Annotated in this window: 20 protein-coding genes; 10 read left to right on the forward strand and 10 right to left on the reverse strand. The window is 68.1% G+C overall.

Going from position 1 to position 23,678, the window contains the following annotated elements; genetic code table 11:
- The first annotated feature begins 14 nt into the window (after positions 1-14).
- The gene (galE, locus tag AAIO73_RS08230; RefSeq protein WP_345877229.1) at positions 15-1,016 is read left to right on the forward strand and encodes a UDP-glucose 4-epimerase GalE; all 1,002 of its coding nucleotides are present in this window, start codon (positions 15-17) and stop codon (positions 1,014-1,016) included.
- Here galE and ligD read toward each other — a convergent pair whose 3' ends face one another.
- Together ligD and ku are read right to left on the reverse strand one after the other, a co-directional pair.
- A complete protein-coding gene (gene ligD, locus AAIO73_RS08235) occupies positions 1,017-3,425 on the reverse strand; it encodes a DNA ligase D (RefSeq protein WP_345877230.1) in 2,409 nt (802 codons plus the stop codon).
- A gap of 1 nt (position 3,426) precedes the next feature.
- The gene (ku, locus tag AAIO73_RS08240; protein WP_345877231.1) at positions 3,427-4,326 is read right to left on the reverse strand and encodes a non-homologous end joining protein Ku; all 900 of its coding nucleotides are present in this window, start codon (positions 4,324-4,326) and stop codon (positions 3,427-3,429) included.
- 116 nt (positions 4,327-4,442) lie between these two features.
- Here ku and pdxH point away from each other — a divergent pair, with 116 nt between their 5' ends.
- From pdxH to AAIO73_RS08260, 4 genes are all read left to right on the forward strand, one after another.
- Positions 4,443-5,018: a pyridoxamine 5'-phosphate oxidase gene (gene pdxH, locus AAIO73_RS08245; RefSeq protein ID WP_345877232.1), complete on the forward strand. Its 576-nt coding sequence runs from the start codon at positions 4,443-4,445 to the stop codon at positions 5,016-5,018.
- A complete protein-coding gene (locus AAIO73_RS08250; RefSeq protein WP_345877233.1) occupies positions 5,015-5,971 on the forward strand; it encodes a cation diffusion facilitator family transporter in 957 nt (318 codons plus the stop codon). Before pdxH ends, AAIO73_RS08250 begins: the two co-directional genes overlap by 4 nt.
- Positions 5,971-6,753: a PhzF family protein gene (locus AAIO73_RS08255; RefSeq protein ID WP_345877234.1), complete on the forward strand. Its 783-nt coding sequence runs from the start codon at positions 5,971-5,973 to the stop codon at positions 6,751-6,753. The genes AAIO73_RS08250 and AAIO73_RS08255 overlap by 1 nt, the downstream gene beginning before the upstream one ends.
- Before the next feature lie 66 nt (positions 6,754-6,819).
- Complete coding sequence (locus AAIO73_RS08260; RefSeq protein WP_345877235.1) at positions 6,820-7,881, forward strand: LLM class flavin-dependent oxidoreductase; 1,062 nt, start codon at positions 6,820-6,822, stop codon at positions 7,879-7,881.
- On the opposite strand, the gene AAIO73_RS08265 is transcribed toward AAIO73_RS08260, so the two are convergent.
- Genes AAIO73_RS08265 through AAIO73_RS08275 form a run of 3 tightly spaced genes read right to left on the reverse strand, consistent with a single transcriptional unit; the run spans position 7,803 to position 10,209 of the window.
- Positions 7,803-9,188, reverse strand: coding sequence for a sensor histidine kinase (locus AAIO73_RS08265; protein WP_345877236.1), 1,386 nt, complete (start codon positions 9,186-9,188; stop codon positions 7,803-7,805). The two genes, AAIO73_RS08260 and AAIO73_RS08265, sit on opposite strands and share 79 nt — an antisense overlap.
- A gap of 7 nt (positions 9,189-9,195) precedes the next feature.
- The gene (locus tag AAIO73_RS08270) at positions 9,196-9,885 is read right to left on the reverse strand and encodes a response regulator transcription factor (RefSeq protein ID WP_056458383.1); all 690 of its coding nucleotides are present in this window, start codon (positions 9,883-9,885) and stop codon (positions 9,196-9,198) included.
- A gap of 21 nt (positions 9,886-9,906) precedes the next feature.
- Positions 9,907-10,209 carry a PepSY domain-containing protein gene (locus AAIO73_RS08275; RefSeq protein ID WP_345877237.1) on the reverse strand — a complete coding sequence of 101 codons (303 nt, stop codon included), beginning with the start codon at positions 10,207-10,209 and terminating at the stop codon, positions 9,907-9,909.
- A gap of 98 nt (positions 10,210-10,307) precedes the next feature.
- Here AAIO73_RS08275 and AAIO73_RS08280 point away from each other — a divergent pair, with 98 nt between their 5' ends.
- Positions 10,308-12,077 carry an ATP-binding cassette domain-containing protein gene (locus AAIO73_RS08280; RefSeq protein ID WP_345877238.1) on the forward strand — a complete coding sequence of 590 codons (1,770 nt, stop codon included), beginning with the start codon at positions 10,308-10,310 and terminating at the stop codon, positions 12,075-12,077.
- 23 nt (positions 12,078-12,100) lie between these two features.
- Here the strand turns inward: AAIO73_RS08280 and AAIO73_RS08285 are convergent, their stop codons facing one another.
- From AAIO73_RS08285 to AAIO73_RS08305, 5 genes are read right to left on the reverse strand one after another with little or no spacing between them, the layout of a single operon-like run.
- Positions 12,101-12,910, reverse strand: coding sequence for a DUF815 domain-containing protein (locus AAIO73_RS08285; protein ID WP_345877239.1), 810 nt, complete (start codon positions 12,908-12,910; stop codon positions 12,101-12,103).
- Positions 12,911-12,931: 21 nt separating this feature from the next.
- Complete coding sequence (locus AAIO73_RS08290) at positions 12,932-14,986, reverse strand: tetratricopeptide repeat protein (protein ID WP_345877240.1); 2,055 nt, start codon at positions 14,984-14,986, stop codon at positions 12,932-12,934.
- Positions 14,970-16,325, reverse strand: coding sequence for a PEP-CTERM-box response regulator transcription factor (gene prsR / locus AAIO73_RS08295; RefSeq protein WP_345877241.1), 1,356 nt, complete (start codon positions 16,323-16,325; stop codon positions 14,970-14,972). The genes AAIO73_RS08290 and prsR overlap by 17 nt, the downstream gene beginning before the upstream one ends.
- Positions 16,322-18,370, reverse strand: a complete 2,049-nt coding sequence (gene prsK / locus AAIO73_RS08300) for an XrtA/PEP-CTERM system histidine kinase PrsK (protein WP_345877242.1) — start codon at positions 18,368-18,370, stop codon at positions 16,322-16,324. Before prsK ends, prsR begins: the two co-directional genes overlap by 4 nt.
- A gap of 4 nt (positions 18,371-18,374) precedes the next feature.
- Complete coding sequence (locus AAIO73_RS08305) at positions 18,375-19,763, reverse strand: TIGR03013 family XrtA/PEP-CTERM system glycosyltransferase (protein ID WP_345877243.1); 1,389 nt, start codon at positions 19,761-19,763, stop codon at positions 18,375-18,377.
- 179 nt (positions 19,764-19,942) lie between these two features.
- Here AAIO73_RS08305 and AAIO73_RS08310 point away from each other — a divergent pair, with 179 nt between their 5' ends.
- From AAIO73_RS08310 to ung, 4 genes are all read left to right on the forward strand, one after another.
- Positions 19,943-20,998, forward strand: coding sequence for a mannose-1-phosphate guanylyltransferase/mannose-6-phosphate isomerase (locus AAIO73_RS08310; RefSeq protein ID WP_345877244.1), 1,056 nt, complete (start codon positions 19,943-19,945; stop codon positions 20,996-20,998).
- A gap of 128 nt (positions 20,999-21,126) precedes the next feature.
- Positions 21,127-22,569, forward strand: a complete 1,443-nt coding sequence (locus AAIO73_RS08315) for a S41 family peptidase (RefSeq protein WP_345877383.1) — start codon at positions 21,127-21,129, stop codon at positions 22,567-22,569.
- 42 nt (positions 22,570-22,611) lie between these two features.
- Positions 22,612-22,917, forward strand: a complete 306-nt coding sequence (locus tag AAIO73_RS08320; protein WP_345877245.1) for a zinc ribbon domain-containing protein YjdM — start codon at positions 22,612-22,614, stop codon at positions 22,915-22,917.
- Positions 22,914-23,642, forward strand: coding sequence for a uracil-DNA glycosylase (ung, locus tag AAIO73_RS08325; RefSeq protein WP_345877246.1), 729 nt, complete (start codon positions 22,914-22,916; stop codon positions 23,640-23,642). Before AAIO73_RS08320 ends, ung begins: the two co-directional genes overlap by 4 nt.
- The last annotated feature ends 36 nt before the right edge of the window (positions 23,643-23,678 follow it).

Below are 23,678 nucleotides of genomic sequence, written 5' to 3' on the forward strand. Positions count from 1 at the left end.
CGGGGACAGACAAGATGAGCGACGGCAAGGTTCTGGTGACGGGCGGGGCGGGGTATATCGGCAGCCATGCGGTGCTGGCGTTGCTCGACGCCGGACATGACGTCGTCGTGATCGACAATTTGGTCACCGGGTTCGATTGGGCGGTCGATTCGCGCGCCGCGCTGGTCGTCGCCGACATCGCCGACGACAATGCCGTCCGTGCGGCGCTGCGCGAGCACAAGGTCCATGCCATCCTCCACTTCGCCGGATCGGTCGTCGTCCCTGAATCGGTCGAGAACCCGCTCAAATATTACCGCAACAACACCGCCGCCTCGCGCAGCCTGATCGAAAGCGCGGTGGCCGAGGGGGTGAAGCACTTCATCTTCTCCTCGACCGCCGCGACCTACGGCATTCCCGAGGTCGTGCCGGTGCGCGAGGACAGCCCGAAACAGCCGATCAATCCCTATGGCATGTCGAAGCTGATGACCGAGATCATGCTGGCCGACGTCGCCGCCGCGCACCCGATCAACTATGCGGCACTGCGCTATTTCAACGTGGCGGGCGCCGATCCCAAAGGCCGCTCGGGCCAGTCGACGGCGGGTGCCACCCACCTCATCAAGGTCGCGGTCGAGGCGGCGATCGGGAAGCGCAGCCATGTCGGCGTCTATGGCACCGATTTCGCGACCCCCGACGGCACCGGCGTGCGCGACTATATCCACGTCACCGACCTGGCCGATGCCCATGTCCATGCGCTCGACCTGCTGATGGCCGATCCGACCAAGAACCACACGATGAACGCCGGCTATGGCCGCGGCTATTCGGTGCTCGAGGTGCTCGACGCCGTCGACCGGGTCACCAACCTGACCATCGACCGCCGCCTCGAAGGGCGCCGTGCCGGCGATCCTGACGCGCTGGTCGCCGACAACAGCACCATCCTGTCGACGCTGCCCTGGCGCCCGCAACATGCCGATCTCGACCAGATCGTCCGCGACGCGCTGTCGTGGGAGCGCGCGCTGGCGGAGCGCCGCGCGCAGTAATCACCGATCGGGCAACACCTGATCGGCGACGCCCCAGCCGGCGAGCAGCCGGCTGTCGGCGCGCTGGCGCAGGTCGGCGGCGTCGCGGATCGTCCAGCGCACCGGGCTGTCGATATCGTCGAGTTCGCGCCATGCGACCGGGGCCGCCACCGGCGCCCCGGCCCGTGCCCGCGCCGAATAGGGCAGCACGGCGGTGCTGCCGCGCTGGTTGCGCAGCCAGTCGATGAAGATCCGCCCTTTCCGCTTCGCCTTCGCCATCGTCGCGACGAAGCGATCTGGCTCGGCCTGCGCCAGCGCGCGCGAGAAGCGATCGGCGAAATCCTTGACCGCCGGCCACTGCGCCTGCGGGGTCAGCGGCACGACGACATGCACGCCCTTCCCCCCCGACAGCATCGCGAAGCTCGCCAGTCCGAGATCGGCGAGATGCCCGTGCAGGTCGTGTGCCGCGCGCTTCACATCGCCGAAATCGAGCCCCTCATCGGGGTCGAGGTCGAACACCATCCGGTCGGGCCGCTCGACATCGCCGACCCCCGCGCCCCAGCCGTGAAACTCGATCGTCCCCATCTGCACGCAGGCCAGCAGCCCGGCGGCGTCGCGGACGAACAGATAGGGTTCGCGCCCGCCATCCTTCTCGGCAATCTCGACGCGGTCGACCGCATCACCGAAACTACCCGCATCATGTTTCTGAAAGAAGCACGCCTTGGCCCGCCCCTGCGGACAGCGCACCAGACTGATCGGACGGTTCGCCGCCCATGGCAGCAACAGCGGCGCGACCGCATCGACATAGTCGGCCAGATCACCCTTGGTCAGCCGGTCGCCCGGAAAGATCACCCGGTCGGCACTGGTGATCCGCACCGCCGATGTCCGCTCGACCGGCGCCGGCGTCTCGCGCACCACGTCCTTGGCCGCCTTGTCGCCGCGTAGCCCCAGAAAGCTGGCATGGCGGACGATCTGATCCGCAGTAAATTCGGCAAAGGCGATCTCGGCGACCAGTTCGGGCTTCACGAACCGCGCCCCGCGCCGCACCGGTGCCGGCAGGTCGAGCGGCGCGGTCTTGCGCTCCAGCGGCGCCAGCGCGTCGCGCACTTCCGCCATGGTCGCGGCGTCGAACCCGGTGCCGACCCGCCCCGCATAGCGCAGCCCGTCCTTGCCCTGCACCGCCAGCAACAGCGACTTGAACGGCCGCCCACGCGCCTCGCTGGGGCTCCAGCCGACGATGACGAATTCCTGTCGATGGGTGCATTTGACCTTCACCCAGGCTCTGCTCCGGGTGCCGCGATAGGGGGCGTCGGCCGTTTTCGACACGATCCCCTCATACCCCTCACGGCACATCGCCTCGAACAATTGCTCGCCCGATCCGGTGACGTGCTCGGAATAGGCCAGCCGCGCATCGGCACCGGCCAGCGCCGCCTGCAACCGCTCCTTGCGCCGCACCAGCGGCTCGTCGCGCCGGTCGCCGCCGCTATCCGCCAGCAGGTCGAACAGGAAGCAGCGCATGTCGCCGCCTTCCTTGATCGCCGCCTGCAGCGTCGAGAAATCGGGCTTGCCGTCGTGCAGCGCGACGACCTCGCCATCGAGCAGCAACCCCGGCGGCAGGCTCGCCGCCGCGTCGGCGATGCCCGGAAACTTGTCCGTCCAGTCCAGCCCAGTACGGGTATAAAGGCGCGGGCCGTCGCCACCGGTCGCGATCAGGATGCGATAGCCGTCATATTTGACCTCGTGCAGCCAGTTGCTGCCCGCCGGTACGCTGTCGACCAGAGTCGCCAGTTGCGGTTCGGTGAAACCGGGTCGACTCGCCTTGGCCTTGGCGCGCTTCTTCGGCTTTGCCGGCGGCTTGTCGGCGGCGATCTCCTCCATCGTCCGCCCGGTCGTGACGCTGGTCAGCAGCGTATCGGTCAGCGTGTCGGTACCACCCGCTTGCCCATCGGCGACCTTGCGCAGCAGCCAGTTCTCGCGCTTTTCCTTGCCCCGAGGCTTCAGCCGGACCAGCAGCCATTCGCCGCGCATCCGCTGCCCCGCCAGCACGAAATGGAGGTGCCCCTTTTCCAGATCCTTGGCCGACTTGCCCTTGATCGGCGACCATGTCCCCTCGTCCCACAGCATCACCGTGCCGCCGCCATATTCGCCCGCCGGGATCACGCCTTCGAATTCCGCATAGGATAAAGGATGATCCTCGGTACGGACGGCAAGGCGCTTCTGATCGGGGTCGATGCTGGGGCCGCGCGTCACCGCCCAGCTTTTGAGCACGCCGTCGATCTCCAGTCGGAAATCATAATGCAGCCGGGTGGCGTCATGCTTCTGGACGATGAAGCGATTGCCCTTGCCCTTCGCCAGCGTCCCCGCCGGTTCGGCGGTGCGCGCGAAATCGCGCTTGGCGTTATACGTCGCCAGTGGATCGGACGCGGCCATGTCAGGCGCGCTTGCGCGCCGCCGGCTTGCGGGCGGTGGTCTTGGCGGACGGCTTGGCCTTGGGGGCGGCGCGTTTCTTGGGCGCCGGCTTGGCGTCGCTCGCCTTCGCCGCGCCGCCCTTCTCCAGCGACTTCTTGAGCGCGGCCATCAGGTCGACGACATTGCCGCCGCTCGGGCGTTCCTCTTCGCTGGTATCGACGATCTTGCGCCCCTTGGCCTTCACCTTGCGCTCGACCAGATCCTTCAGCGCATCGACATAGCGGTCGTGAAATTCCTGCGGATCGAACTTCGCGGTCTTTTTCGCGATCAGCGTTTCGGCGAGATCGAGCAGGTCCTCGTCGGGCTTGCCATCGGGAATGTCGCGGAAATAACCCTGCGCGCGGTTGACCTCATCGGCATAGCGCAGCGTCTCCAGCACCAGCCCGCGGCCACAGGGTTTGAGGCTGACGACATATTCGCGTCCGCGCAGCGCCAACTGGCCCAATCCGACCTTCTTCGTCCGCTTCAGCGCTTCGCGCAGCACGATGAATGCCTCTTCGGCAAGATCGTCGGCGGGCACCACGAAATAGGGCTTCTCGTAATAGATCACGTCAATTTCGTGGGCGTCGACGAACTGGGTCAGCTCCAGCGTCTTTTTCGACTCCAGCTTGACCGCGTCGATCTCTTCTTGGTCGAGCAGGACATATTCGCCCTTCTCGATCTGGTAGCCCTTCATGATCTCGTCCGGATCGACCGGGCCGATGCCGGTGACTGACTTCTCGTAATGGATCGGCTTGCCGCTGGGTTCGTGGATCTGGCGGAAACTGATGCTCGCCCCCGATTTGGTGGCGCTGTAGATTTCGACCGGGATCGAAACGAGGGCGAGGCGAATCTGCCCCTGCCAATATGCGCGCGCCGCCATGCTGGAGGTCCCCGAATTGTTGCTCAACCGATTCAATTCGCAGCGGAATGACTCGTTCCGCGCCGGGCGATAGCACCGGGGTGAAATCGCCGCCGAAAATGCGTATGTGGCGGGACATGACCGATCCCTTTGCCCTGTTCGATCAGTGGTTCGCCGAAGCGAAAACCAGCGAGCCCAATGATCCCAATGCGATGGCGCTCGCCACCGCCGATGCCGACGGACGCCCGTCGGTCCGGATGGTGCTGCTCAAGGGCCATGGCCCCGACGGCTTCGTCTTCTATACCAATCGCGAAGGACGCAAGGCCGCCGACCTCGCCGCCAATCCGAATGCTGCCCTGCTGTTCCACTGGAAATCGCTGCGGCGGCAGATTCGGATCGAAGGTGCGGTGACACGCGCAACCGATGCCGAGTCCGACGCCTATTTCGCATCGCGCAGTCGCGATTCGCAGCTTGGCGCCTGGGCATCGGACCAGTCGCGACCGCTCGATTCGCGCGAGACGTTCGAGGCGCGCTTTGCCGAAATGTCGGATCGGTTCGCGGGACAGGACGTGCCCCGCCCACCCTTCTGGGGCGGTTACCGCGTGACGCCGAAGGTCATCGAGTTCTGGCAGGATCGTGCGCACCGGCTGCACGAACGCCGCCTGTTCACTGCGACCGCCCATGGCTGGTCGGAAGGATTGCTGTTCCCATGACCGAGACCGAACGCAAGCGGGTGATCCCGCTCGCCACGCGCGCCGCCATCGCGTCGGTGACGATGGCGCTGTTCCTGCTGGGACTGAAGGGGTTCGCAGCATGGCATACCGGGTCGGTGGCGATGCTCGGCAGCCTTGCCGACACCGCGCTCGACCTGCTCGCCAGCCTCGTGACGCTATACGGCGTGCGCCTCGCCGCGACGCCCGCCGACCATGACCATCGCTTCGGCCATGGCAAGGCGGAGGCACTGGCGGCACTGTTTCAGGTGATGCTCATCACCGCTTCGGCGGCGGGCATCGCATGGCGGGCCATCGCGGCCTTCGGCGCGCCGGGAGAGACTCAGGACGTCGAATTCGGCATCGGCGTGTCGGTGATCGCGATGGTGGCGACCTTCGCACTGCTGGCCTATCAGAAATCGATCATCGACCGCACCGGATCGGTCGCGATCCGCGCCGACAATGTCCATTACCAGTCCGACCTGCTGCTCAACCTCGCGGTGATCGTCGCGATGGTGCTCGACCAGGTATTCCACATTCGCGGCGCCGATCCGGTGATGGGCATATTGATCGCGCTGTGGCTGGGCTGGGGCGCGTTTCAGGCATCGAGCCAGGCGATCGACCAGTTGATGGACAAGGAATGGCCGGAGGAGGAACGGCGCGCGTTCCTTGACGTCGCGGCCCGGCAGGAGGGGTTGCGCGGCATCCACGACTTCCGCACGCGCCGTTCGGGCAGCCACGACTTCGCGCAATTCCATATGGAGGTCGCGCGCGACATGACCGTCGCCGACGCGCACGACGTGGTCGAAGGGGTCGAACACGCGCTGCGCCGCGCCTTCCCCAAGGTCGAGGTGCTGATTCATCTCGATCCCGAAGGCCATGTCGACACCGACAATCCGCTGGTTGAAGCAGACGTGACGCCGCACTGGTTCGGCAAGCGCGTGGGCAGCTATTGATGGTGATGCCGTTCACAGTCGTCGACGCGTTCACCGACCGGCCGTTTGCGGGCAATCCGGCGGCGGTGATGCTGCTCGACGCATGGCCCGACGACACGCTGCTTCAGTCGATCGCGCTCGAACATAATCTGTCGGAAACGGCGTTCCTCGTGCCGACGGGGGGCGAGGCCGACTATGCGCTTCGCTGGTTCACGCCGACCGTCGAGATCGCGATGTGTGGTCATGCCACGCTCGCCAGCGGGCATGTCGTGTTGGGCGAGCGGGACGTCGTTCGCTTCGCCACGCGCAAGGCGGGGGTGCTGACGGTCGGGCGCGACGGCGATGGCTATACGCTCGACCTGCCGGTGACGCTGGTCGCGCCTGCGCCCGATGCGGCGCTGCTCGCCGCGCTGGGGTGCGATGGCGAAGTATTCGCCAGCGTTTCGGGCGCGCAGCAGACCAGCATCATCCTGCTGCCTGATGCCGCGGCGGTCCGCGCCTGCGCGCCCGACATGGCGGCGCTGTCGGCATGCGAGGTGATGGCGATCGTCACCGCGCCGGGCGACGTCGCCGATATCGTCAGCCGGGTGTTCGTGCCCGCTTGGGGCGTCGACGAGGATCCGGTGACGGGATCGGCGCATGCCGCGCTCGCCCCCTTCTGGGCCGAACGGCTTGGGCGCGACCGCTTCACCGCCTATCAGGCGAGCGCGCGGGGCGGGCATCTGACCTGCGGGCTGGCCGGGGATCGTGCCATATTGGGCGGGCAGTGCGTCACCGTGATGCGGGGCGAGTTACTGCCGTAGCTTTGCTTGGGGCCGGGCAATGCGGGATTGGGTAGCAATCGGCAACCGACGCCCCATCTCCTTGCCATGACCCGCTATTCGATGCTCGACCTCGTCCCCGTCCGTCAGGGGGGCACTTCCGGCGAAGCGCTGGCCGCCGCTGCCGACCTTGCCGCCCATGCCGAAGCCCTTGGCTACTATCGCTACTGGGTCGCCGAACATCACGGCATGCCCGGCATCGCCAGCGCGGCGACGGCGGTGGTGATCGGCCATATCGCCGCCGCGACCAAGGCGATCCGCGTCGGTGCAGGCGGGATCATGCTGCCGAACCATGCGCCGCTGACCATAGCCGAACAGTTCGGCACGCTCGACGCACTGTATCCGGGGCGGATCGACCTGGGTCTCGGCCGCGCGCCGGGATCGGACCAGATCGTCGCCCGTGCGCTGCGCCGGACCTTGGACAGCGACCCCAATGCCTTTCCGCAGGACGTGGTCGAGTTGCAGCGTTACTTCGCCGATGATGCACGCGGCGGCATTCGCGCGGTGCCGGGGGCCGGGGCGAAGGTCGACCTGTGGATCCTTGGATCGTCGCTGTTCGGTGCGCAACTGGCGGCCATGCTCGGCCTGCCCTATGCTTTCGCCTCGCACTTTGCACCGGCCGCGCTCGATCAGGCGCTGGAGGCCTATCGGCGCAACTTCCGCCCGTCGGCGGTGCTCGACAAGCCCTATGCCGCCGCCGCGTTCATCGTGCTGGCGGCCGATACCGATGACGAGGCAAGGCTGCTTGCCAGTTCGACCGAACAGATGTTCGTCGCGATCCGTACCGGCCAGCCGATCGAGCTGCCCCCGCCCGTCGCCGGCTATCGCGAGCGGATCGGTACGCAGGGCAATGCGATGCTCGACCATGTCCTCGAATGTTCGGCGATCGGCGGGCCGGAGACGGTGCGCAATGGGCTGGCCAGGTTCATCGAGCGCACCCAGGTCGATGAGGTGATCATCACCGGCGCGATGTTCGATCCGGCGGCGCGCAAGCGCAGCGTGACGATCGCGGCGGAGGCGATGCGCGACCTTCAGGCAGCCGGCAGCCGCAACCTGACCAGCAATCCGCCCAGGTCCTCGCTTTCCTCGAGCGAGGCGGTGCCTTCGTAAATTTCCGCGACGTCGCGGACGATGGCGAGGCCGAGACCGGTGCCGGGCTTCCCCGAATCGAGCCGGACGCCGCGATCGAAGATGCGCAGCCGGTCGGCCTCGGGGATGCCGCGCCCGTCATCCTCGACCAGCAGTTCGACGAAGCCGGCATCGGCACGCACCGTCACGAATACGCTGCCCCCACCATATTTGGCGGCGTTCTCGACCAGATTGCCGAGAATTTCGTCGAGGTCCTGCCGCTCGATCCGCGCCACCAGATCCTTCTGTCCGTCGATATCGATGCGGACATTGGGATAGAGGCGGGCGACGGCGCGCTCGACCGCCTCGACCGACGTCCAGACCTCCGCGCGGCTATGTGCCGATCCGCGCCGTCCGACCGCGCGCGCACGGGCGAGGTGGTGGTCGACCTGCCGCCGCATCGTCCGCGCCTCGCGGATGACGGTGTCGGCCAGATCGTCCTGCCCAGCGGCGGCGGCGTTCATGATGACGGTCAGCGGGGTCTTGAGCGCATGGGCGAGGTTGCCGGCATGGCGCCGCGCCTCCTCCGCCTGTCGGTCGTTATGTTCGACCAGCGCGTTCAGTTCCTCGACCAGCGGTGCGACCTCGGCGGGCATCGATCCCTCGACCCGCGCCGATTGCCCGGCGCGCAGCCGCGCGATCGCATCGCGCACAGCCCGCAAGGGCAGCAGGCCGTACCAAGTCTGGAGCGTCGCCATGACGATCAGCCCCAGCCCGAGCAGCGCGAACGAGCGTACCAGCGTCTTGCGCAGCGCGGCGATCAGCCCGTCCAGCACGTCGCGCGACTCGGCGACCTGGAACCGCCAAACAGTCGGCGATCCCGGCAGCGTCAGGTCGCGCTCGACGATGCGCAGCTTCTGTTCGGGAAAGGGTTTGGCGTCATAGACGCGGATATCGGTGTAGCGATGGCTGCGATCGACCGGCAGCTTGCGGTCCCAGAGCGAACGCGACGGCCAGGTTTCGTGCCCTGGGCCGCTCACCTGCCAGTACAGCCCCGAATAGGGTTCGAGGAACCGCTGGTCGGACAACTGGCGGTTGAACGTCACCTCGCCGGTCGAATCGATCTCCGCCGACACGATCAGCGAATTGAGCAGATATTCGAGGCCGTCGTCGGTGTTGCGCGTCACCGCCGACACCAGCACGCGGTCGAGCGCGAAGCCGCCGCCGGCCAGCAACAGCATGATCCACAGCGCCGCGACGACGATCATCCGCCGCGACAGCGACCCCGTCACCCGGACATAGGGCCACGGCGCCGGCGCGCGGGGGGCAGGGTCGGCGCCGGTCGCCATGTTGTGCTCAGTCCTCGGCGCCCGCCGGCTTCGGCGCGCCCGGTTCGTCGAGGCTGTAGCCCAAGCCCCGGATCGTCGTGATGACGTCGGCGCCCAGCTTCTTGCGGATGCGCGTCACGAACACTTCGATCGTGTTCGAATCGCGATCGAAATCCTGATCGTAGATATGCTCGATCAATTCGGTGCGGCTGACGACCTTGCCCTTGTGATGGAGCAGGTAGCTCAGCAGCTTGTACTCCTGCGCGGTCAGCTTCACCGGTTCGCCGGCGCGCGTGACCTTGCCCGACCGCGTGTCGAGGCGGATATCGCCCGCCGTCAGTTCGGCCGAGGCATTGCCCGAGGCACGGCGGATCAGCGCGCGCAGGCGGGCGATCAGTTCCTCGGTCTGGAACGGCTTGGCGACATAATCGTCGGCGCCGGCATCGAGCCCGGCGACCTTGTCCGACCAGCTGTCGCGCGCGGTCAGCACCAGCACCGGGGCGCTGCGCCCTTCCTTGCGCCAGCGGTCGAGCACGGTCAGCCCGTCGATCTCGGGCAGGCCGAGGTCGAGGATGATCGCGTCATAGGTTTCGGTCGATCCGAGAAAATGCCCCTCCTCGCCATCGGTGGCGAGGTCGACGGCATAGCCCGCGCCCTCCAGCGTGGCACGCAGCTGGCGGCCGAGATTGGGTTCGTCCTCGACGATCAGGACGCGCATCGGCTGTTCTCCCCTAGTTGCTTAACGACTGCGGCCGGTGACCTGGCCGGTACGGGCATCGACATCGACCCAGATCACCGCCCCATCGCGCAGGAATTTGAGCGTGTAAATCCCGCGATCGGGATCATAGTCGAAGCCGAGATACTGTGCGCCGCGAACCTGCGGAACGACGCGGCGTTCGATCTCGCGCAGCGGCAGGATCCTGCCTTCCGCCCGCGCGGTCCGGGCCGCCTGATGATCGCGCAGCAACTGATCGGGCATCGCCTGCGCGACCCCCGATACCGCCAGCAATCCCAGAACGAGGAACCGAACGACCATCGACATAGGGCGTGGCATAGGGGCAAGGCGTTGAACACCCCGTGAATAGGGCAGACAGGCTGGCGTAACTTGCTTCGTTCGCGACTGCGGCTTACCTGCCACACATGGCTGCACCGATATTGTCCTATGAGGGCCTTGGATTGATCCAGGGCAATGGCTGGTTGTTTCGCGGGCTCGACATCCATGTCGGGCAACGGGACCGGCTGGCGCTGATCGGGCGCAATGGCGCGGGAAAGACGACGCTGCTCAAACTGATCGCGGGATCGATCGATGCCGATGAAGGGCGCCGGACGATCGTGCCGGGCACGCATGTCGTGCTGCTGGAACAGGATCCGAAGGTCGATGGCTATGCGACCTTGCGCGACTTCGCGCTGCGCGGACCGCGTGCGCCGGCCGAGCATGAGGTCGACGCGATCGCCGACCAGCTGGGCATCGACCTGAACCGCGAAGCCGCGACGGCGTCGGGCGGCGAACGGCGGCGGGCGGCAATCGCGCGGGCGCTGGCCGAAAATCCCGACGTGCTGCTGCTCGACGAGCCGACCAACCATCTCGACCTGTCGGCGATCGAATGGCTGGAGGAATGGCTGAACCGCTATAACGGCGCGTTCATCGTCATCAGCCACGACCGCACCTTCCTGACGCGGCTGACCAAGTCGACGTTGTGGCTGGATCGTGGCGGCATCCGCCGGGCGGAGATCGGGTTCGGCGGGTTCGAGGCGTGGATGGAACAGGCCGCCGCCGAAGAGGAACGCGCGGCGCAGCGGCTCGACGCGAAGCTCAAGATCGAGGAGCATTGGCTCCATCGCGGCGTCACCGCGCGGCGCAAGCGCAACATGGGGCGGCTGGAAAAGCTGCACGAATTGCGGGCGCAGCGGGCAGCCATGCAGGGGCCGCAGGGCACCGCCAAGATTCAGGTCGAAGCCGACGATACCAAGACCAAGGTGGTGATCGACGCCGAGCATGTGACCAAGGCGTTCGGCGACCGCACGGTGCTCAAGGACTTTTCGCTGCGCGTCCGGCGCGGCGACCGGATCGGCATCGTCGGCGGCAATGGTGCGGGCAAGACGACGCTGCTGCGGCTGCTGACCGGCGATCTGGAGCCGGATGCGGGCAAGATCATGCGCGCGCAGACGCTCGACGGGATCGTCATCGACCAGCAGCGCAAGCTGATGGCGCCGGAAAAGCGGGTGCGCGACGTGCTGGCCGATGGCGGCGACTGGATCGAGGTCAATGGCTCCAAGAAGCATGTCCATGGTTATCTGAAGGAGTTCCTGTTCGATCCGTCGATCGCCGAGGCGCGGATCGGCACGCTGTCGGGGGGCGAGCGGTCGCGGCTGTTGCTGGCGCGCGAGTTTGCGCGGCCGTCGAACCTGCTGGTGCTCGACGAACCGACCAACGATCTCGACCTCGAAACGCTGGATTTGTTGCAGGAGGTGATCGGCGACTACGCCGGCACCGTCCTGATCGTCAGCCACGATCGCGATTTTCTCGACCGGACGGTGACGGTGACGCTGGGGCTGGACGGGTCTGGCCATGTCGATGTCGTGCCGGGCGGCTATGCCGATTGGGTGGCGAAGCGTCGTGAGCGGACGGCGGCGAAGGCCAAGGCCAAGCCGGTCGAGGCGGCAGCGCCGAAGCCTAAATCGACGAAGATGAGCTACAAGGATCAGCGCGACCTCGACCTGCTGCCCAAGCGGATCGAGGAACTGGAGGCGGCGATCGAACGCGACGAGGCGCTGCTTGCCGATCCGGTGCTGTATACGAAGGACCCGAAGCGCTTCGCAGCACTGACCGCGCAGATCGAGAAAGCGCGAACCGAAAAGGATGCGGCGGAGGAGCGCTGGCTGGCGCTGGCGGAGATGGCGGAGGCGTAAATCCTCCCCGTGCCGGGGAGGATTTAGATGGCCTTGCCGTGCCGGCCCGCCAGTTCGGTCACATATTGCCACGCCACCCGCCCCGAGCGGCTGCCGCGCTTCGTCGCCCAGTTGATCGCTTCCTGTCCGTCGAACGGCAGTTCGTACGCCGCGCAATAGCGTTCGACGATCGCGACATAATGATCCTGATCGACCACGTGGAAGCCGAGCGACAGGCCGAACCGGTCGGCCAGTGCCAGCGCATCGTCGATGCCGTCGCGCGGGTTGATGGCGCTATCCTGTTCCTTCAGGTCGCGCGGGACCAGATGGCGGCGGTTGGCGGTGACGATCAGCCGGACGTTGGGCGGACGCCCTTCCGCGCCGCCCTCCAGCAACGACCGCAGCGCGCGGCCATCGGCGGGCGTGTCGAAGCCCAGATCGTCGACGAATACCACGAACGCGCGTTCGACCGGTGCCAGCAGCGCGAACAGCGCCGGTAGTTTGGCGAGCGCCGTCGCCGGTGCCTCGACCAGCGCCAGCGCACCGCCGTCCGCCTGCACCTGCCCGACCGCTGCCTTAACCAGCGCCGACTTGCCGGTACCGCGCGCGCCCCACAGCAGCACGTCGTGCGCCGCCGCCCCCGACGCCAGCCGCGCCAGATTTGCGGTGAGTGCGTCCTTCTGCGCATCGATCCCAACCAGCCGCTCGATCGGCAGCGGTCGGAAGCCGCGCGCTGCCGACAGCACCGCCCCGTCCCAGCCATAGGCCGGATGCGCCAGCGGATCGGCGGCGGGCGGCGGCGGTGGCGACAGGCGTTCGAGCGCGGCGGCGATGCGAAGGAGTGGATCGGTCATGCCGCCGGCCCTAACCAGCCGCTACCCCGCGATCAACGCCTGCGCCGCGGCGCGATCGGCAAAGCCCCGGTCGGCCAGCGCCGCGCGGGCATTGGCGATGGCGGCCGGACGATCCCCGGCGGCGGCGGCGATCTGCGCCATGTGCCAGCGGATGCCGGCATGGGCGGGCGCGATCCGCACCGCCTTCGCCATCACCGGGATCGCCGCGCCGATATTGTCGTTCGCGAACAACGCCCAGCCGAGCGCATCGGTCACCAGCGGATTGGCCGGCGCGATGCGGTAGGCGGCAGCGGCATAATCCTGCGCGATGCCCGGCTGCCCGGTGCCGGCATAGGCGTTGGCGAGGGCTGCCAGCAAGGCCGCATCGCGGTCGCCGACCAGCGCGCGCAGCCGTTCGAGCGTGTCGATCGCGGCAGCGTCTTCGCCTGCGGCCGCCTGCCACTGCCCCGCCAGCCGCAACGCGGCGACGCTCGTCGGGTTCTGCGCAAGGTAGAGCGAGAGCGCCGCGCTCGCCTGCGCGCGCTGCCCGGCGCGGTCGCGCGCGTCGACCAGCCGCAGCATCGTCGCCTCGTCGAAGCGGGTCGCGGCGGCGCGGGCATAGGCATCGGCCGCCTCGGCCATCCGCCCGGCAGCGGACAGCGCATCGCCCAGCACCAGTTGCGCGGCGGGCGCGCCGGGATTGGCCGTCGTGACCCGCCGAGCCGCCGCGACCGCTTCGGCGGTGTTGCCCGCCGCCGCCAGCGCGCGGATATAGGGGACCGCCACCGCCGGATCGCCGGGGGTCAGCCGCGCATCCTCGGCCAGCATCGCCAGATCGTCGTCAGGCGCGAACGCGCTCGAACGGCCGCGCGCGGGCGAGGCGGCACGGTCGAGCATCGCCGCAGCCCCCGCCCGGTCGCCCAGCCGCTCCATCGCCCGCGCAGTCAGCGTCAGCGTATAGCTGTCGGCGTCCCCCCGCGCCGCTGCCGGCCGGATATAGTCCAGAGCGTCCTGCGCAGCATTGCTCTGTAACAGTGCCAGCGCCAGCAGCTTGCGCGCAGTGACGTTGGTCGGCTGCCGCGCGACCAGTTCGCGTAGCGCGACCGCCGCCTGTCCCGCATTACCCTGCGCCAGATCGATCGAGGCGCCGAGCAACAATGCCCCCGGCACCCCGGCGACGCCGCGCCCGGTCCTGTCGAGGATGCTGCGCGCGGTATCATAGTCGCCCGCGCGCGCCGCGAGCACCGCCTGCAGATAATAGCCCTGCGCGCTGTCGGGCCGGACCGCCATCGCCCGCCGCACCGCGTCCAGCATCGCGCTGGCCCGGCCGGCATCGCCGAGCGTCGCGGCATATTCGATGAGGGTGTAGTAACCGTACGGATCGCGCTGCAACGCTGCCTCGAACCACGGCAGTGCCGCGACCAGCCCATATTGCGCGCGGACCGTTTCGGCGCGCAGGCGGAGTGCGTCGGGGGACGACGGGGCCGCCTGCACCGCGGCGGCCGCGGCATTGACCGCACCGACCATATCGCCGGCACCCATCCGCAACTGGCCGAGCGCGACCCACGACGCCGCATCCTGCGGGGTGCCGGCGACGATTCCTTCTAATGCGTTCAGCCCGGCGGCGACGTCCCCACCGGCCGCCAGCGCTTGCGCGCGAATGCGGTCGGCATACGGGCGGTAGCGGGCCGGCGTCCGGTCGGCCTCGGCGATCGCGCCGGTCGCGTCGCCCTGAAGCAACCTGGCATGGGCGCGGAGCTGATGAATGCGGTCGGGATCAAAGCCCGCCGCCACCGCCCGGTCGATCGCGCCCTGCGCTGCGACGCCTTCGCCGAGCACCAGATGGGTGCGGGCAAGTACCGCCTGTGCCAGACCGTAGTTCGGATCGGCAGCGGTTGCCGCCTGCGCCGCTTCGCGCGCCTGCGTCCAATGGCCACCCTCATATTGCGCCAACGCCTGCGCGAGTTTGGTCTTCGCATCGGCGGCATCGGCACGCGCGGGCAGCACGCCGCCGATCGTCGCGAGCATGCCCGCGACGATCGCCAGCCCGCTTATGCCGAGCAGCGCGCGGATCGATCGGTCAGGGTTGCAGGTCATAGCTTTTCATCAGGTCGTAGAGCGTCGGGCGACTGATCCCGAGCAACCGCGCGGTGCCCGAAATATTGCCCTGCGCCTGTGCCAGTGCCGAGCGGATCGCCGAGCGGTCCGCAGCCTCGCGCACCGCCTTCAGATTGATCGGTCCCGATGTCGCCTGTGCGGTGCCTAAGTCGAGATCGGCGGCGGTCACCGCCTTGCCATCGGCCATGATCGCCGCGCGCTTTACCCGGTTTTCCAGCTCGCGGACGTTGCCGGGCCAGCCCCATCCCTCGATCGCGGCCAGCGCGTCGGCCGCGAAGCGCTTCTGCCCCAATCCCATTTGCGCCGCGTGCCGGTCGAGGAAGTGCCTTGCCAGCAGCGCCGGATCGCCGGGCCGTTCGCTGAGCGACGGGATGCGCACCACGATCTCGGCCAGCCGGTAATAGAGGTCCTCGCGAAAGCGGCCATCGGCGACCATCGCGTCGATATCCTGGTGCGTCGCGCACACGATCCGCGTGTCGACGGGGATCGGCTTGCGTCCGCCGATCCGCTCGATCACCCGTTCCTGGAGGAAGCGCAGCAGCTTGACTTGGAGCGGCAGCGGCACGTCGCCGATTTCGTCGAGGAACAGCGTGCCGCCCGCCGCCTGTTCGATCTTGCCCTCGGTCGTCTTGACCGCGCCGGTGAACGCGCCCTTCTCATGCCCGAACAACTCGCTCTCGAGCAGCGTTTCGGGGATGGCGGCGCAGTTGATCGCGATGAAATTGCCGCGCTTGCGCCGCGATGCGTCGTGGACGCCGCGCGCCAGCAATTCCTTGCCGGTCCCCGACGCGCCGAGCAGCATCACCGACACGTCGGCGGGGGCGACGCGCTCGATCGTCCGCGTGACCTTCAACATTTCGGGTGCGGCGGTAATCATGCCGCCCAGCACCGCCTGTCCCTCGATCCGCTCGGCGAGCCGGCGGTTCTCCGTCTCCAGCGCATGGACGTGGAAGGCGCGCGCGACGATCAGGCCCAGTGCGTCGATATCGATCGGCTTGGCATAGAAATCCCATGCCCCCAGATCGATGGCACGGAGCGCGCTCGCCCGGTCGCCATGGCCGCTGGCGACGACGATCTTGGTATCGGGTTTGACGCGCAGGATCGCTTCCATCGTCGCGAAGCCCTCGCTCACGCCGTCGGGATCGGGCGGCAGGCCGAGGTCGAGCGTCACGACCTGCGGTTCCTCCGCACGGACGGCGGCGATCGCCGCCTCGCGATCGCCCGCGACAATGATGTCATAGCCTTCATAGGCCCAGCGCAACTGGCGTTGCAGCCCGGCATCGTCCTCGACGATCAACAGGCATTTGCGGGTAGTCATGCCGCTTGCTCCAGCATGGGGACGGCCGCCACCAGCGTCACGCGGAAGCGCGACCCCCGGCCGGGCTGGCTGTCGACGTCGATCCGGCCGCCCATGGCGACCGCTAATTGGCGCGCCTCGAACGCACCGATGCCGAAGCCCGACGGTTTCGACGACACGAACGGCCGGAACAGGTCATCGCGGATGAACTGCCCGGTCATGCCGATGCCGGTGTCGATCACCTCGATCCACACCCGGTCGCCCGCCGCGCCCAGCACGATGCGAACCGGATCAGCGCCACCCGCGTCGAGCGCGTTGTGAACCAGATGATCGATCACCTGCTGCAACCGCATGGGATCGGCCGAGGCGTAGAGCGTCGCCGGGCCATCGACCACCACTGCCCCCCGCGCCCGGAACCGCGCCGCCGATCCCGCCGCGACGGTCGCCAGCGCGACCGGACGCAGCGCCTGTTCGCGCGCCGGCTCGCGTTCGGACAGGCGGGTGAGCAGATCGTTCATTCGCGTGGCCGATTCATTGAGCGTTGCGACCATGTCGGCACGAAAATCGGGATTGTCGGCGTGACGCACGGCGTTGCGGGCGACGAGGCTCAGCTGGCTGACGATGTTCTTCACATCGTGCAGGATGAAGGCGAAGCGGCGGTTGAACTCCTCGAACCGGCGCGCTTCGGCCAGTGCCGATTGCGCGCGTTCCTCGGCCAGATAGCTCGCCACCTGGCGCCCGGCGATGCGCAGCAGATCGAAATCCTCCCAATCGAGCGCACGCGCGACCAGCGGCCGCGCCAGCAGAATAGCCCCGGCGAGTTGCCCCAGATGCGGCAGCGGTACGACCACCCATGCCTCGCCATGCGCGAGCATCGCCGCCGGGACCGCCGCGCCGTCCGGCCCTTCGCAGCGTTCGCGGAGCGGATCGAGTTCGAGAATGCGACCGGTCGCGCGCAGATGCCCGGCCAGCGCGATGCTGTCCCCCGCATCGCCCAGCGCATCGCCCTCCCAGCGCCACGATGCCTCGACCGCCAGCCCTTCCCCTTCCGCGACCAACAGCAGCCCGGCGGGCGAATCGGTCAGGTCGGCCACCGCCTTGACCAGTCGCTCGTCGAGCGGTGCGGCGCCCTTCGGTTCGCCCAGCGTCTCGGTGAAGCGGGTCCATTCGGCGCGATAGTCGTAACGATGGGCGAAGAGATGCTTGACCAGCTTGACCTTGACCCAGGCCCGGAGCCAGCCCGACGAAGCGGCGGTCAGCACCGCGACCGTCGATCCGAACACGAACGCGGTCTGACCGATCCGGGCATAGCCGCCGCCCAGCGTCGCGATCAGGCTGGTCGCCATGATCGTCACCACGAAATAGGCGATCAGCCCTAGCGCCGACAGCGTGTGGAAGGTGGCGGTCCGCGACAATTGCACCCCGCCCTCGCCCGGCCGCGACAGCGCGAGCGCGACGATCAGCGCCAGCGCCGCCAGCGCGACGCCGCGCGCCGCGACCAGTTCCTCCGGCACCTGGCCCAGCAGATAGGCGGCGATGCACAGATTGACGTCGATCAGCCAGAAGGCACCGGCCGCAACCAGCACCAGCCGCGTCGCCGCACTGGTCGCCGCCGGGAACATGCCGTGCAGCAGCAGCAACGCGCCGAGCGCCGCCAGCGCGCCGAGCACCGTCGACACCTGCGCGATCATTGCCGCCGCCTGGGTCGCCGGCGCGGCGGCGGCGGCGAGGTCGAGGACCAGTTGCGCAAGATCGACCGCCGCGACGCTGCCATAAGCGAGCGTGCGACCGAGCCCCGCCCCCTTCGCCCCGGCGCGATGCTGGATCGCGATCAGCAGCACCAGCCAGCCGAGCGTGCGCAGCCCGGCGAACAGATGCGAGATCGCCTGCCCGTCGCCGATCCCGGCGACCGACAGCGTCCACAGCGCGGTGAGCGCCAGCGACACCGACAGCCAGCCGCGCGGCAGGGCGGCATCGGCCGCGCCGCGATCGGCGGTCCAGAAGGCGAGCGCGCCGAACAGCAAGGCGGCGATCGCATGACCCCAGACGATGATCCCGATCAGCATGCGCCTACCGCGCGCCGCCCGACCAGATCACGACCCGCAGCGTCTGCAGCAGGATCAGCAGGTCGAGAAAGGGCGAATAGTTCTTGGCGTAATAGAGGTCGTATTCGAGCTTCTGCCGAGCATCGTCGATCGACGCGCCATAGGGATAGTTGATCTGTGCCCAGCCGGTGATGCCGGGCTTCACCATATGCCGTTCGGCATAATAGGGCAGCTTGTCCTCCAGCGCCGACACGAATTCGGGGCGTTCGGGGCGGGGGCCGACGAAGCTCATCTCGCCGATCAGCACGCTCCAGCATTGCGGCAGTTCGTCGATCCGCGTCTTGCGCAGGATACGGCCGATGCGGGTGATGCGCGGGTCGTTCTTTTCGGCCCAGACGGCGGTGCCTGCCGCCTCGGCATCGGTGCGCATCGAACGCAGCTTGGGAATGTCGAAACCGGTGCTGTACAGCCCGACGCGGCGCTGGCGGTAGAAGACCGGCCCGCGACTGTCGAGCTTCACCGCGATCGCGGCGACGACCAGCACCGGCAGTGTCAGCGTCAGCAGCAACAGGCTGGCGGTCACGTCGAACAGCCGCTTGAACGCGCTCGACACCATGCGCCCCGACGAGAAGCCGTCGGAGAAGATCAGCCATGACGGGCTGACACTGTCGAGGTCGACCCGGCCCGTCTCGCGTTCGAGAAAGGTCGAGATTTCGTTCACATGCACGCCGGTCGTGCGGATGCGCAGCAGGTCCTTGAGCGGCAGGGCGTTGCGGCGTTCCTCCAGCGCCAGCACGACTTCGGAAGCACCGAGCAGCACGACATGGTCGGCGAGGTTGTAGATGGCGTCGCGGGCGATCGCTTCGGGGATCACCCGGTTCGCCTCGCTCATCGCGACATAGCCGACGACGACGAAACCGGCGCCGGGCGTCTGGCACAGTTCCTTAAGCCGCTGCGCACGCGGCCCCGCCCCCAGCACGATGATTCGCCGCTTGAACGCCTGTCCGCCGAGCAGTGCGCCGGTCAGGATGCGCAGCACCAGCAGCAGGACTGCCGCGAAGCCCAACGCGTAGACGAGGTTCGATCGCCAGAAGGTGATCGACGGCGCGAGGAAGAACACGACCGCCAGCAGGATCGCGCCGACCGCGACCGCGACGATCAGCCGTGCGGCGGCGAACTTGATCGATTGCAGCGCATCGGTGCCGTAGATGCCGACCGCGACCAGGGCGGTTTCCAGACTGATCGCGAAGCTGAGCAATTGCGGGATACGGGTGTGGATCGGGTCGATGCCCATGTCGATCTGCATCGCCCGCGTGACCCAGCCGAGTTCGGCCGCGACCAGCAGCGCCAGAAAGTCGAGCAACCCCAGCAGCAAGACGGCGTGCGGGATATAGTGTTTGAACAGCCGAATCATCGCCGGGCTCTCGATACAGGTGTAAGCCAGTCCGACACCCAGCCCGTATCGCGCGAAAGGGCAAAGAAATACTGAACGCGATGGATACGCATTGTCACATCGTTGTTGTATCGCAACAGTCGCTTGCCCGTCCGGGCGGGCGGATTTCGCCTGCCTGATCCTTTCCGGAGATCCGATCCATGCCCGTTTCGTCCGCCATTGTCCCCGTCATTCTGTCCGGGGGGGCGGGCACCCGTCTGTGGCCGATGTCGCGTCCCGAACGGCCCAAGCAGTTCCTGGCCCTGACCGCCGCCGAGACGATGCTGCAGCTGACCGCGCGCCGGGCCGCGGGCGACGGCTTTGCCGCGCCGATCGTCGTCGCCAACGCCGCCCATGCCGATGCCGTCGCCGAACAGCTCTCCGCCATCGGTTCGGACCCGCAGGCGATCATCCTCGAGCCGATGGGCCGCAACACCGCACCCGCCATCGCGCTGGCGGCGATCGCGGCAGGCGGCGGCGACGCGCCGTTGCTGGTCATGCCGTCGGACCATGTCATTCACGACCTCGACGCCTTCCGCGCCGCGATCGACCGCGCGCTGCCGCTGGTCGAGGACGGCTGGATGGTGACGTTCGGCATCGCCCCCGATGCGCCCGAGACCGGCTATGGCTGGATCAAGGTCGGCGCGCCGCTGGCCGAAGGGGTCCACCGCGTCGACCGCTTCGTCGAGAAGCCGCCGCTAGATGCGGCGCAGGCGATGCTGGCATCGGGCGACCATGCATGGAACGGTGGCATCTTCCTGTTCCGCGCCGACCGATTCCTGGAAGCGATCGGCCGGTTCGTGCCGGCGATGCTGGACGCGGCGCAGGGCGCGATGGACCGGGCGCAGCGCGACGGCAATTGCATCCGCCCCGACGCGGAAGCCTTTGCCGCCAGCCCGTCCGACTCGATCGACTATGCGGTGATGGAGCGCGACGACCGGGTCGCGGTCGCGCCGGTGACGATGGGGTGGAGCGATGTCGGCAGCTGGGACGCGCTGCATACGATCAGCGACCGCGACGATGCCCATAACGCCACCGGCGGGGACGTGACGCTGCTCGATGCGACCGGCTGCCTCGTCCGGTCGGACGGGGTGCGGATCGCGATGGTCGGGGTCAGCGACCTGATCGTCGTCGCCAGCGGCAACGACGTGCTGATCCTGCCGCGCGGCCGGTCGCAGGAGGTCAAGCGGCTGCTCGACGCGATGAAGGGGAACTGAACCGACGCAGTACGTTAGCGCACGGGCGAATCCCCCTTCCCTTCGGCGATGCGCGGCCTAGGCTGTCGCGACATCATGGAGTGCGCGTTGTGCGGGTAAAGTTCGGTGCGGCGTTGGGCGTGTTGGCGATGCTGTCGGCCTGCGGCGGCGGCGGGGGCGGAAGCGTCCTGGGCGGGGGAAGCAGCGGCGGTGTTTCGCCGACCCCTGTGCCCACGCCGACCCCGACGCCGACCAGTACCGCGGGCTGTTCGCTGCGCGAGCGGCAGGACTGGGCGCTGGCGCAGCTGCGCGAATGGTATCTGTTCCCCGAAACGCTGCCCGCCAGCCTCGACCCGACGCCCTATGCCACGGTCGACGGCTATATCGACGCGCTGACCGCGACCGCGCGGGCGCAGCGGCGCGACCGCTATTTCACCTATCTGACCTCGATCGCCGAGGAAGACGCTTATTACGACGCGGGCGAGACCGCCGGTTTCGGTACCCGCTTCGCACTGGATTCCAGCGGACGGCGCCTGTTCGTGATCGAGTCGTTCGAAGGCACCCCGGCGCTGAATGCCGGCATCGATCGCGGGACCGAGATCCTGCAGATCGGCACGAGCAGCGGCAATCTGCGCAGCGTGTCGTCGATCATCGACAGCAGCGGCGTCGACGGGCTGAACGACGCGCTCGGCCCCGATACGGTCGGGACCAGCCGCACCTTCCAGTTCGTCACCGCCGAGGGAACGACCCGCACCGAAACCGTCGCCAAGGCCGATTACGCGCTGTTGCCGGTTTCGACCCGCTATGGCGCCAAGGTGCTGACCGACGGCGGCAAGCGGGTCGGCTATATCAACCTGCGCACCTTCATCACCACCGCCAACCAGCCGCTGCGCGACGCGTTCGCCAGCTTCCGCGCGCAGGGGATCACCGAGTTCATCATCGATTTCCGCTACAATGGCGGCGGGCTGATCTCGGTCGCCGATCTGATGGGCGACCTGCTGGGCGGCGGCAAGTCGACCAGCCAGGTCTATAGCTACACGACCTTCCGCCCCGAGAAATCGTCCGAGAACGAGACGCGCTATTTCGCCCCGACCGCGCAGTCGGTGACGCCGACCAAGATCGCCTTCATCGGCACCGGCCGCACCGCATCGGCGAGCGAACTGGTCATCAATGCCTTCGTCCCCTATCTCGGCAACAACATGGCGCTGATCGGCACCAACACCTATGGCAAGCCGGTCGGGCAGATCGCGCTCGACAAGGCGGCATGCGACGACCGGTTGCGCGTGGTCGCGCTGGCGGTGCAGAATTCGGCGCGATCGGCGGCCTATTATGACGGGCTGGCCTCGGTCGTGCCCAACACCTGCGTCGCCAACGACGACATCAACTATCCGCTGGGCGACGTGCGCGAGCAGTCGGTCGCCCGTGCGCTCGACTTCCTCGCCGGGCGGAGCTGCACCCGGATCGGATCGGCGGCGGCGACGGCCGCGACCCGCGACGGCCTGCGCGTCGCCGGCGACGGCGTCGAGGGACGCACGCTGCTGCAACCCCAGCGCCCGTCGACCGTGCAGCGCGAGGTGCCGGGCTTGTTCTGAGGCCGCCCGCTCGGCTACCCCCGCGGCGACAAGGGGGACGGCATGGGCGACGACGACTATATCTATGACGAGGCGAGCGGCGAATGGGTGCCGGCATCGCAGGCGGCGGCACCGGCGGCCGACGACGACGCGGTCGTGGTGCGCGACGCGGTCGGCAACGTGCTGGCCGATGGTGATCAGGTGACGCTGATCAAGGACCTGACCGTCAAGGGCGCGGGCCAGACGCTGAAGCGCGGGACGCTGATCAAGTCGATCCGCCTGACCGGCGACGCGCAGGAGATCGACTGCAAGTTCGACGGGATCAAGGGACTGGTGCTGCGCGCCGAGTTCGTCCGCAAGCGGACATGATCGCGGGCATCGATCCGAGCTGGGAAGCGGCGCTTGGCCCCGTGCTGGCCAGCGACACGATGGCGGACCTGCGCAGCTTCCTGACCGCCGAGAAGGCGGCGGGCAAGCGCATCCTGCCACATTCGCGCGACTGGTTCGCGGCGCTGGCGCTGACCCCGCTCGACAGGGTGCGGGTCGTGATCCTCGGGCAGGACCCCTATCATGGGCCGGGACAGGCGCATGGCCTGTCCTTTTCGGTCCGGCCGGGCGTGGCCGTGCCACCGTCGCTGCGCAATATCTTTAAGGAATTGCAGACAGATCTGGGGCTGACCCCGCCGGCGCACGGCTTTCTGGAGCATTGGGCGCGGCAGGGGGTGCTGCTGCTCAACAGCGTGCTGACCGTCGAACAGCACCGTGCCGCGTCACATGCCGGGCGCGGGTGGGAGGCGTTTACCGACGCGGTGGTCCATGCCGTCGCCGAACGGGCTGAGCCGACCGTGTTCCTGCTCTGGGGATCGCATGCGCAGAAGAAGGCGGCATTCGTCCGCGATGTCAGCCAGGGGGGCCGTCACCTAGTACTGCGCGCGCGCCACCCCTCGCCGCTGTCGGCGCATAGCGGGTGGTTCGGCAGCCGTCCGTTCAGCCAGGCCAACGCCTTTCTGGCCGAACATGGCCGCGGCACGATCGACTGGTCGCTGCCCGCGCTCGATACGCTGGCGGAACCATCGGCGGGTATCGGCGATTGATGCGCCCGACCGCCAATCCGGCGGGAACGAGATAAA

The organism is Sphingomonas epibiotica (assembly GCF_039615155.1).
In the GTDB taxonomy this organism is placed as follows: domain Bacteria; phylum Pseudomonadota; class Alphaproteobacteria; order Sphingomonadales; family Sphingomonadaceae; genus Sphingomonas.

What these genes read in the sequence shown, in the direction of transcription:
- AAIO73_RS08275 (WP_345877237.1), bottom strand. Translation starts at nt 10,209, where the DNA reads ATGTCGATGGTCGTTCGGTTCCTCGTTCTGGGATTGCTGGCGGTATCG.
- AAIO73_RS08250 (WP_345877233.1), top strand. Translation starts at nt 5,015, where the DNA reads ATGACCGAGACCGAACGCAAGCGGGTGATCCCGCTCGCCACGCGCGCC.
- AAIO73_RS08265 (WP_345877236.1), bottom strand. Translation starts at nt 9,188, where the DNA reads ATGGCGACCGGCGCCGACCCTGCCCCCCGCGCGCCGGCGCCGTGGCCC.
- ku (WP_345877231.1), bottom strand. Translation starts at nt 4,326, where the DNA reads ATGGCGGCGCGCGCATATTGGCAGGGGCAGATTCGCCTCGCCCTCGTT.
- AAIO73_RS08255 (WP_345877234.1), top strand. Translation starts at nt 5,971, where the DNA reads ATGGTGATGCCGTTCACAGTCGTCGACGCGTTCACCGACCGGCCGTTT.
- AAIO73_RS08290 (WP_345877240.1), bottom strand. Translation starts at nt 14,986, where the DNA reads ATGACCTGCAACCCTGACCGATCGATCCGCGCGCTGCTCGGCATAAGC.
- galE (WP_345877229.1), top strand. Translation starts at nt 15, where the DNA reads ATGAGCGACGGCAAGGTTCTGGTGACGGGCGGGGCGGGGTATATCGGC.
- prsR (WP_345877241.1), bottom strand. Translation starts at nt 16,325, where the DNA reads ATGACTACCCGCAAATGCCTGTTGATCGTCGAGGACGATGCCGGGCTG.
- ligD (WP_345877230.1), bottom strand. Translation starts at nt 3,425, where the DNA reads ATGGCCGCGTCCGATCCACTGGCGACGTATAACGCCAAGCGCGATTTC.
- AAIO73_RS08320 (WP_345877245.1), top strand. Translation starts at nt 22,612, where the DNA reads ATGGGCGACGACGACTATATCTATGACGAGGCGAGCGGCGAATGGGTG.
- AAIO73_RS08270 (WP_056458383.1), bottom strand. Translation starts at nt 9,885, where the DNA reads ATGCGCGTCCTGATCGTCGAGGACGAACCCAATCTCGGCCGCCAGCTG.
- AAIO73_RS08285 (WP_345877239.1), bottom strand. Translation starts at nt 12,910, where the DNA reads ATGACCGATCCACTCCTTCGCATCGCCGCCGCGCTCGAACGCCTGTCG.
- AAIO73_RS08260 (WP_345877235.1), top strand. Translation starts at nt 6,820, where the DNA reads ATGACCCGCTATTCGATGCTCGACCTCGTCCCCGTCCGTCAGGGGGGC.
- AAIO73_RS08305 (WP_345877243.1), bottom strand. Translation starts at nt 19,763, where the DNA reads ATGATTCGGCTGTTCAAACACTATATCCCGCACGCCGTCTTGCTGCTG.
- AAIO73_RS08280 (WP_345877238.1), top strand. Translation starts at nt 10,308, where the DNA reads ATGGCTGCACCGATATTGTCCTATGAGGGCCTTGGATTGATCCAGGGC.
- AAIO73_RS08310 (WP_345877244.1), top strand. Translation starts at nt 19,943, where the DNA reads ATGCCCGTTTCGTCCGCCATTGTCCCCGTCATTCTGTCCGGGGGGGCG.
- prsK (WP_345877242.1), bottom strand. Translation starts at nt 18,370, where the DNA reads ATGCTGATCGGGATCATCGTCTGGGGTCATGCGATCGCCGCCTTGCTG.
- ung (WP_345877246.1), top strand. Translation starts at nt 22,914, where the DNA reads ATGATCGCGGGCATCGATCCGAGCTGGGAAGCGGCGCTTGGCCCCGTG.
- AAIO73_RS08315 (WP_345877383.1), top strand. Translation starts at nt 21,127, where the DNA reads ATGCTGTCGGCCTGCGGCGGCGGCGGGGGCGGAAGCGTCCTGGGCGGG.
- pdxH (WP_345877232.1), top strand. Translation starts at nt 4,443, where the DNA reads ATGACCGATCCCTTTGCCCTGTTCGATCAGTGGTTCGCCGAAGCGAAA.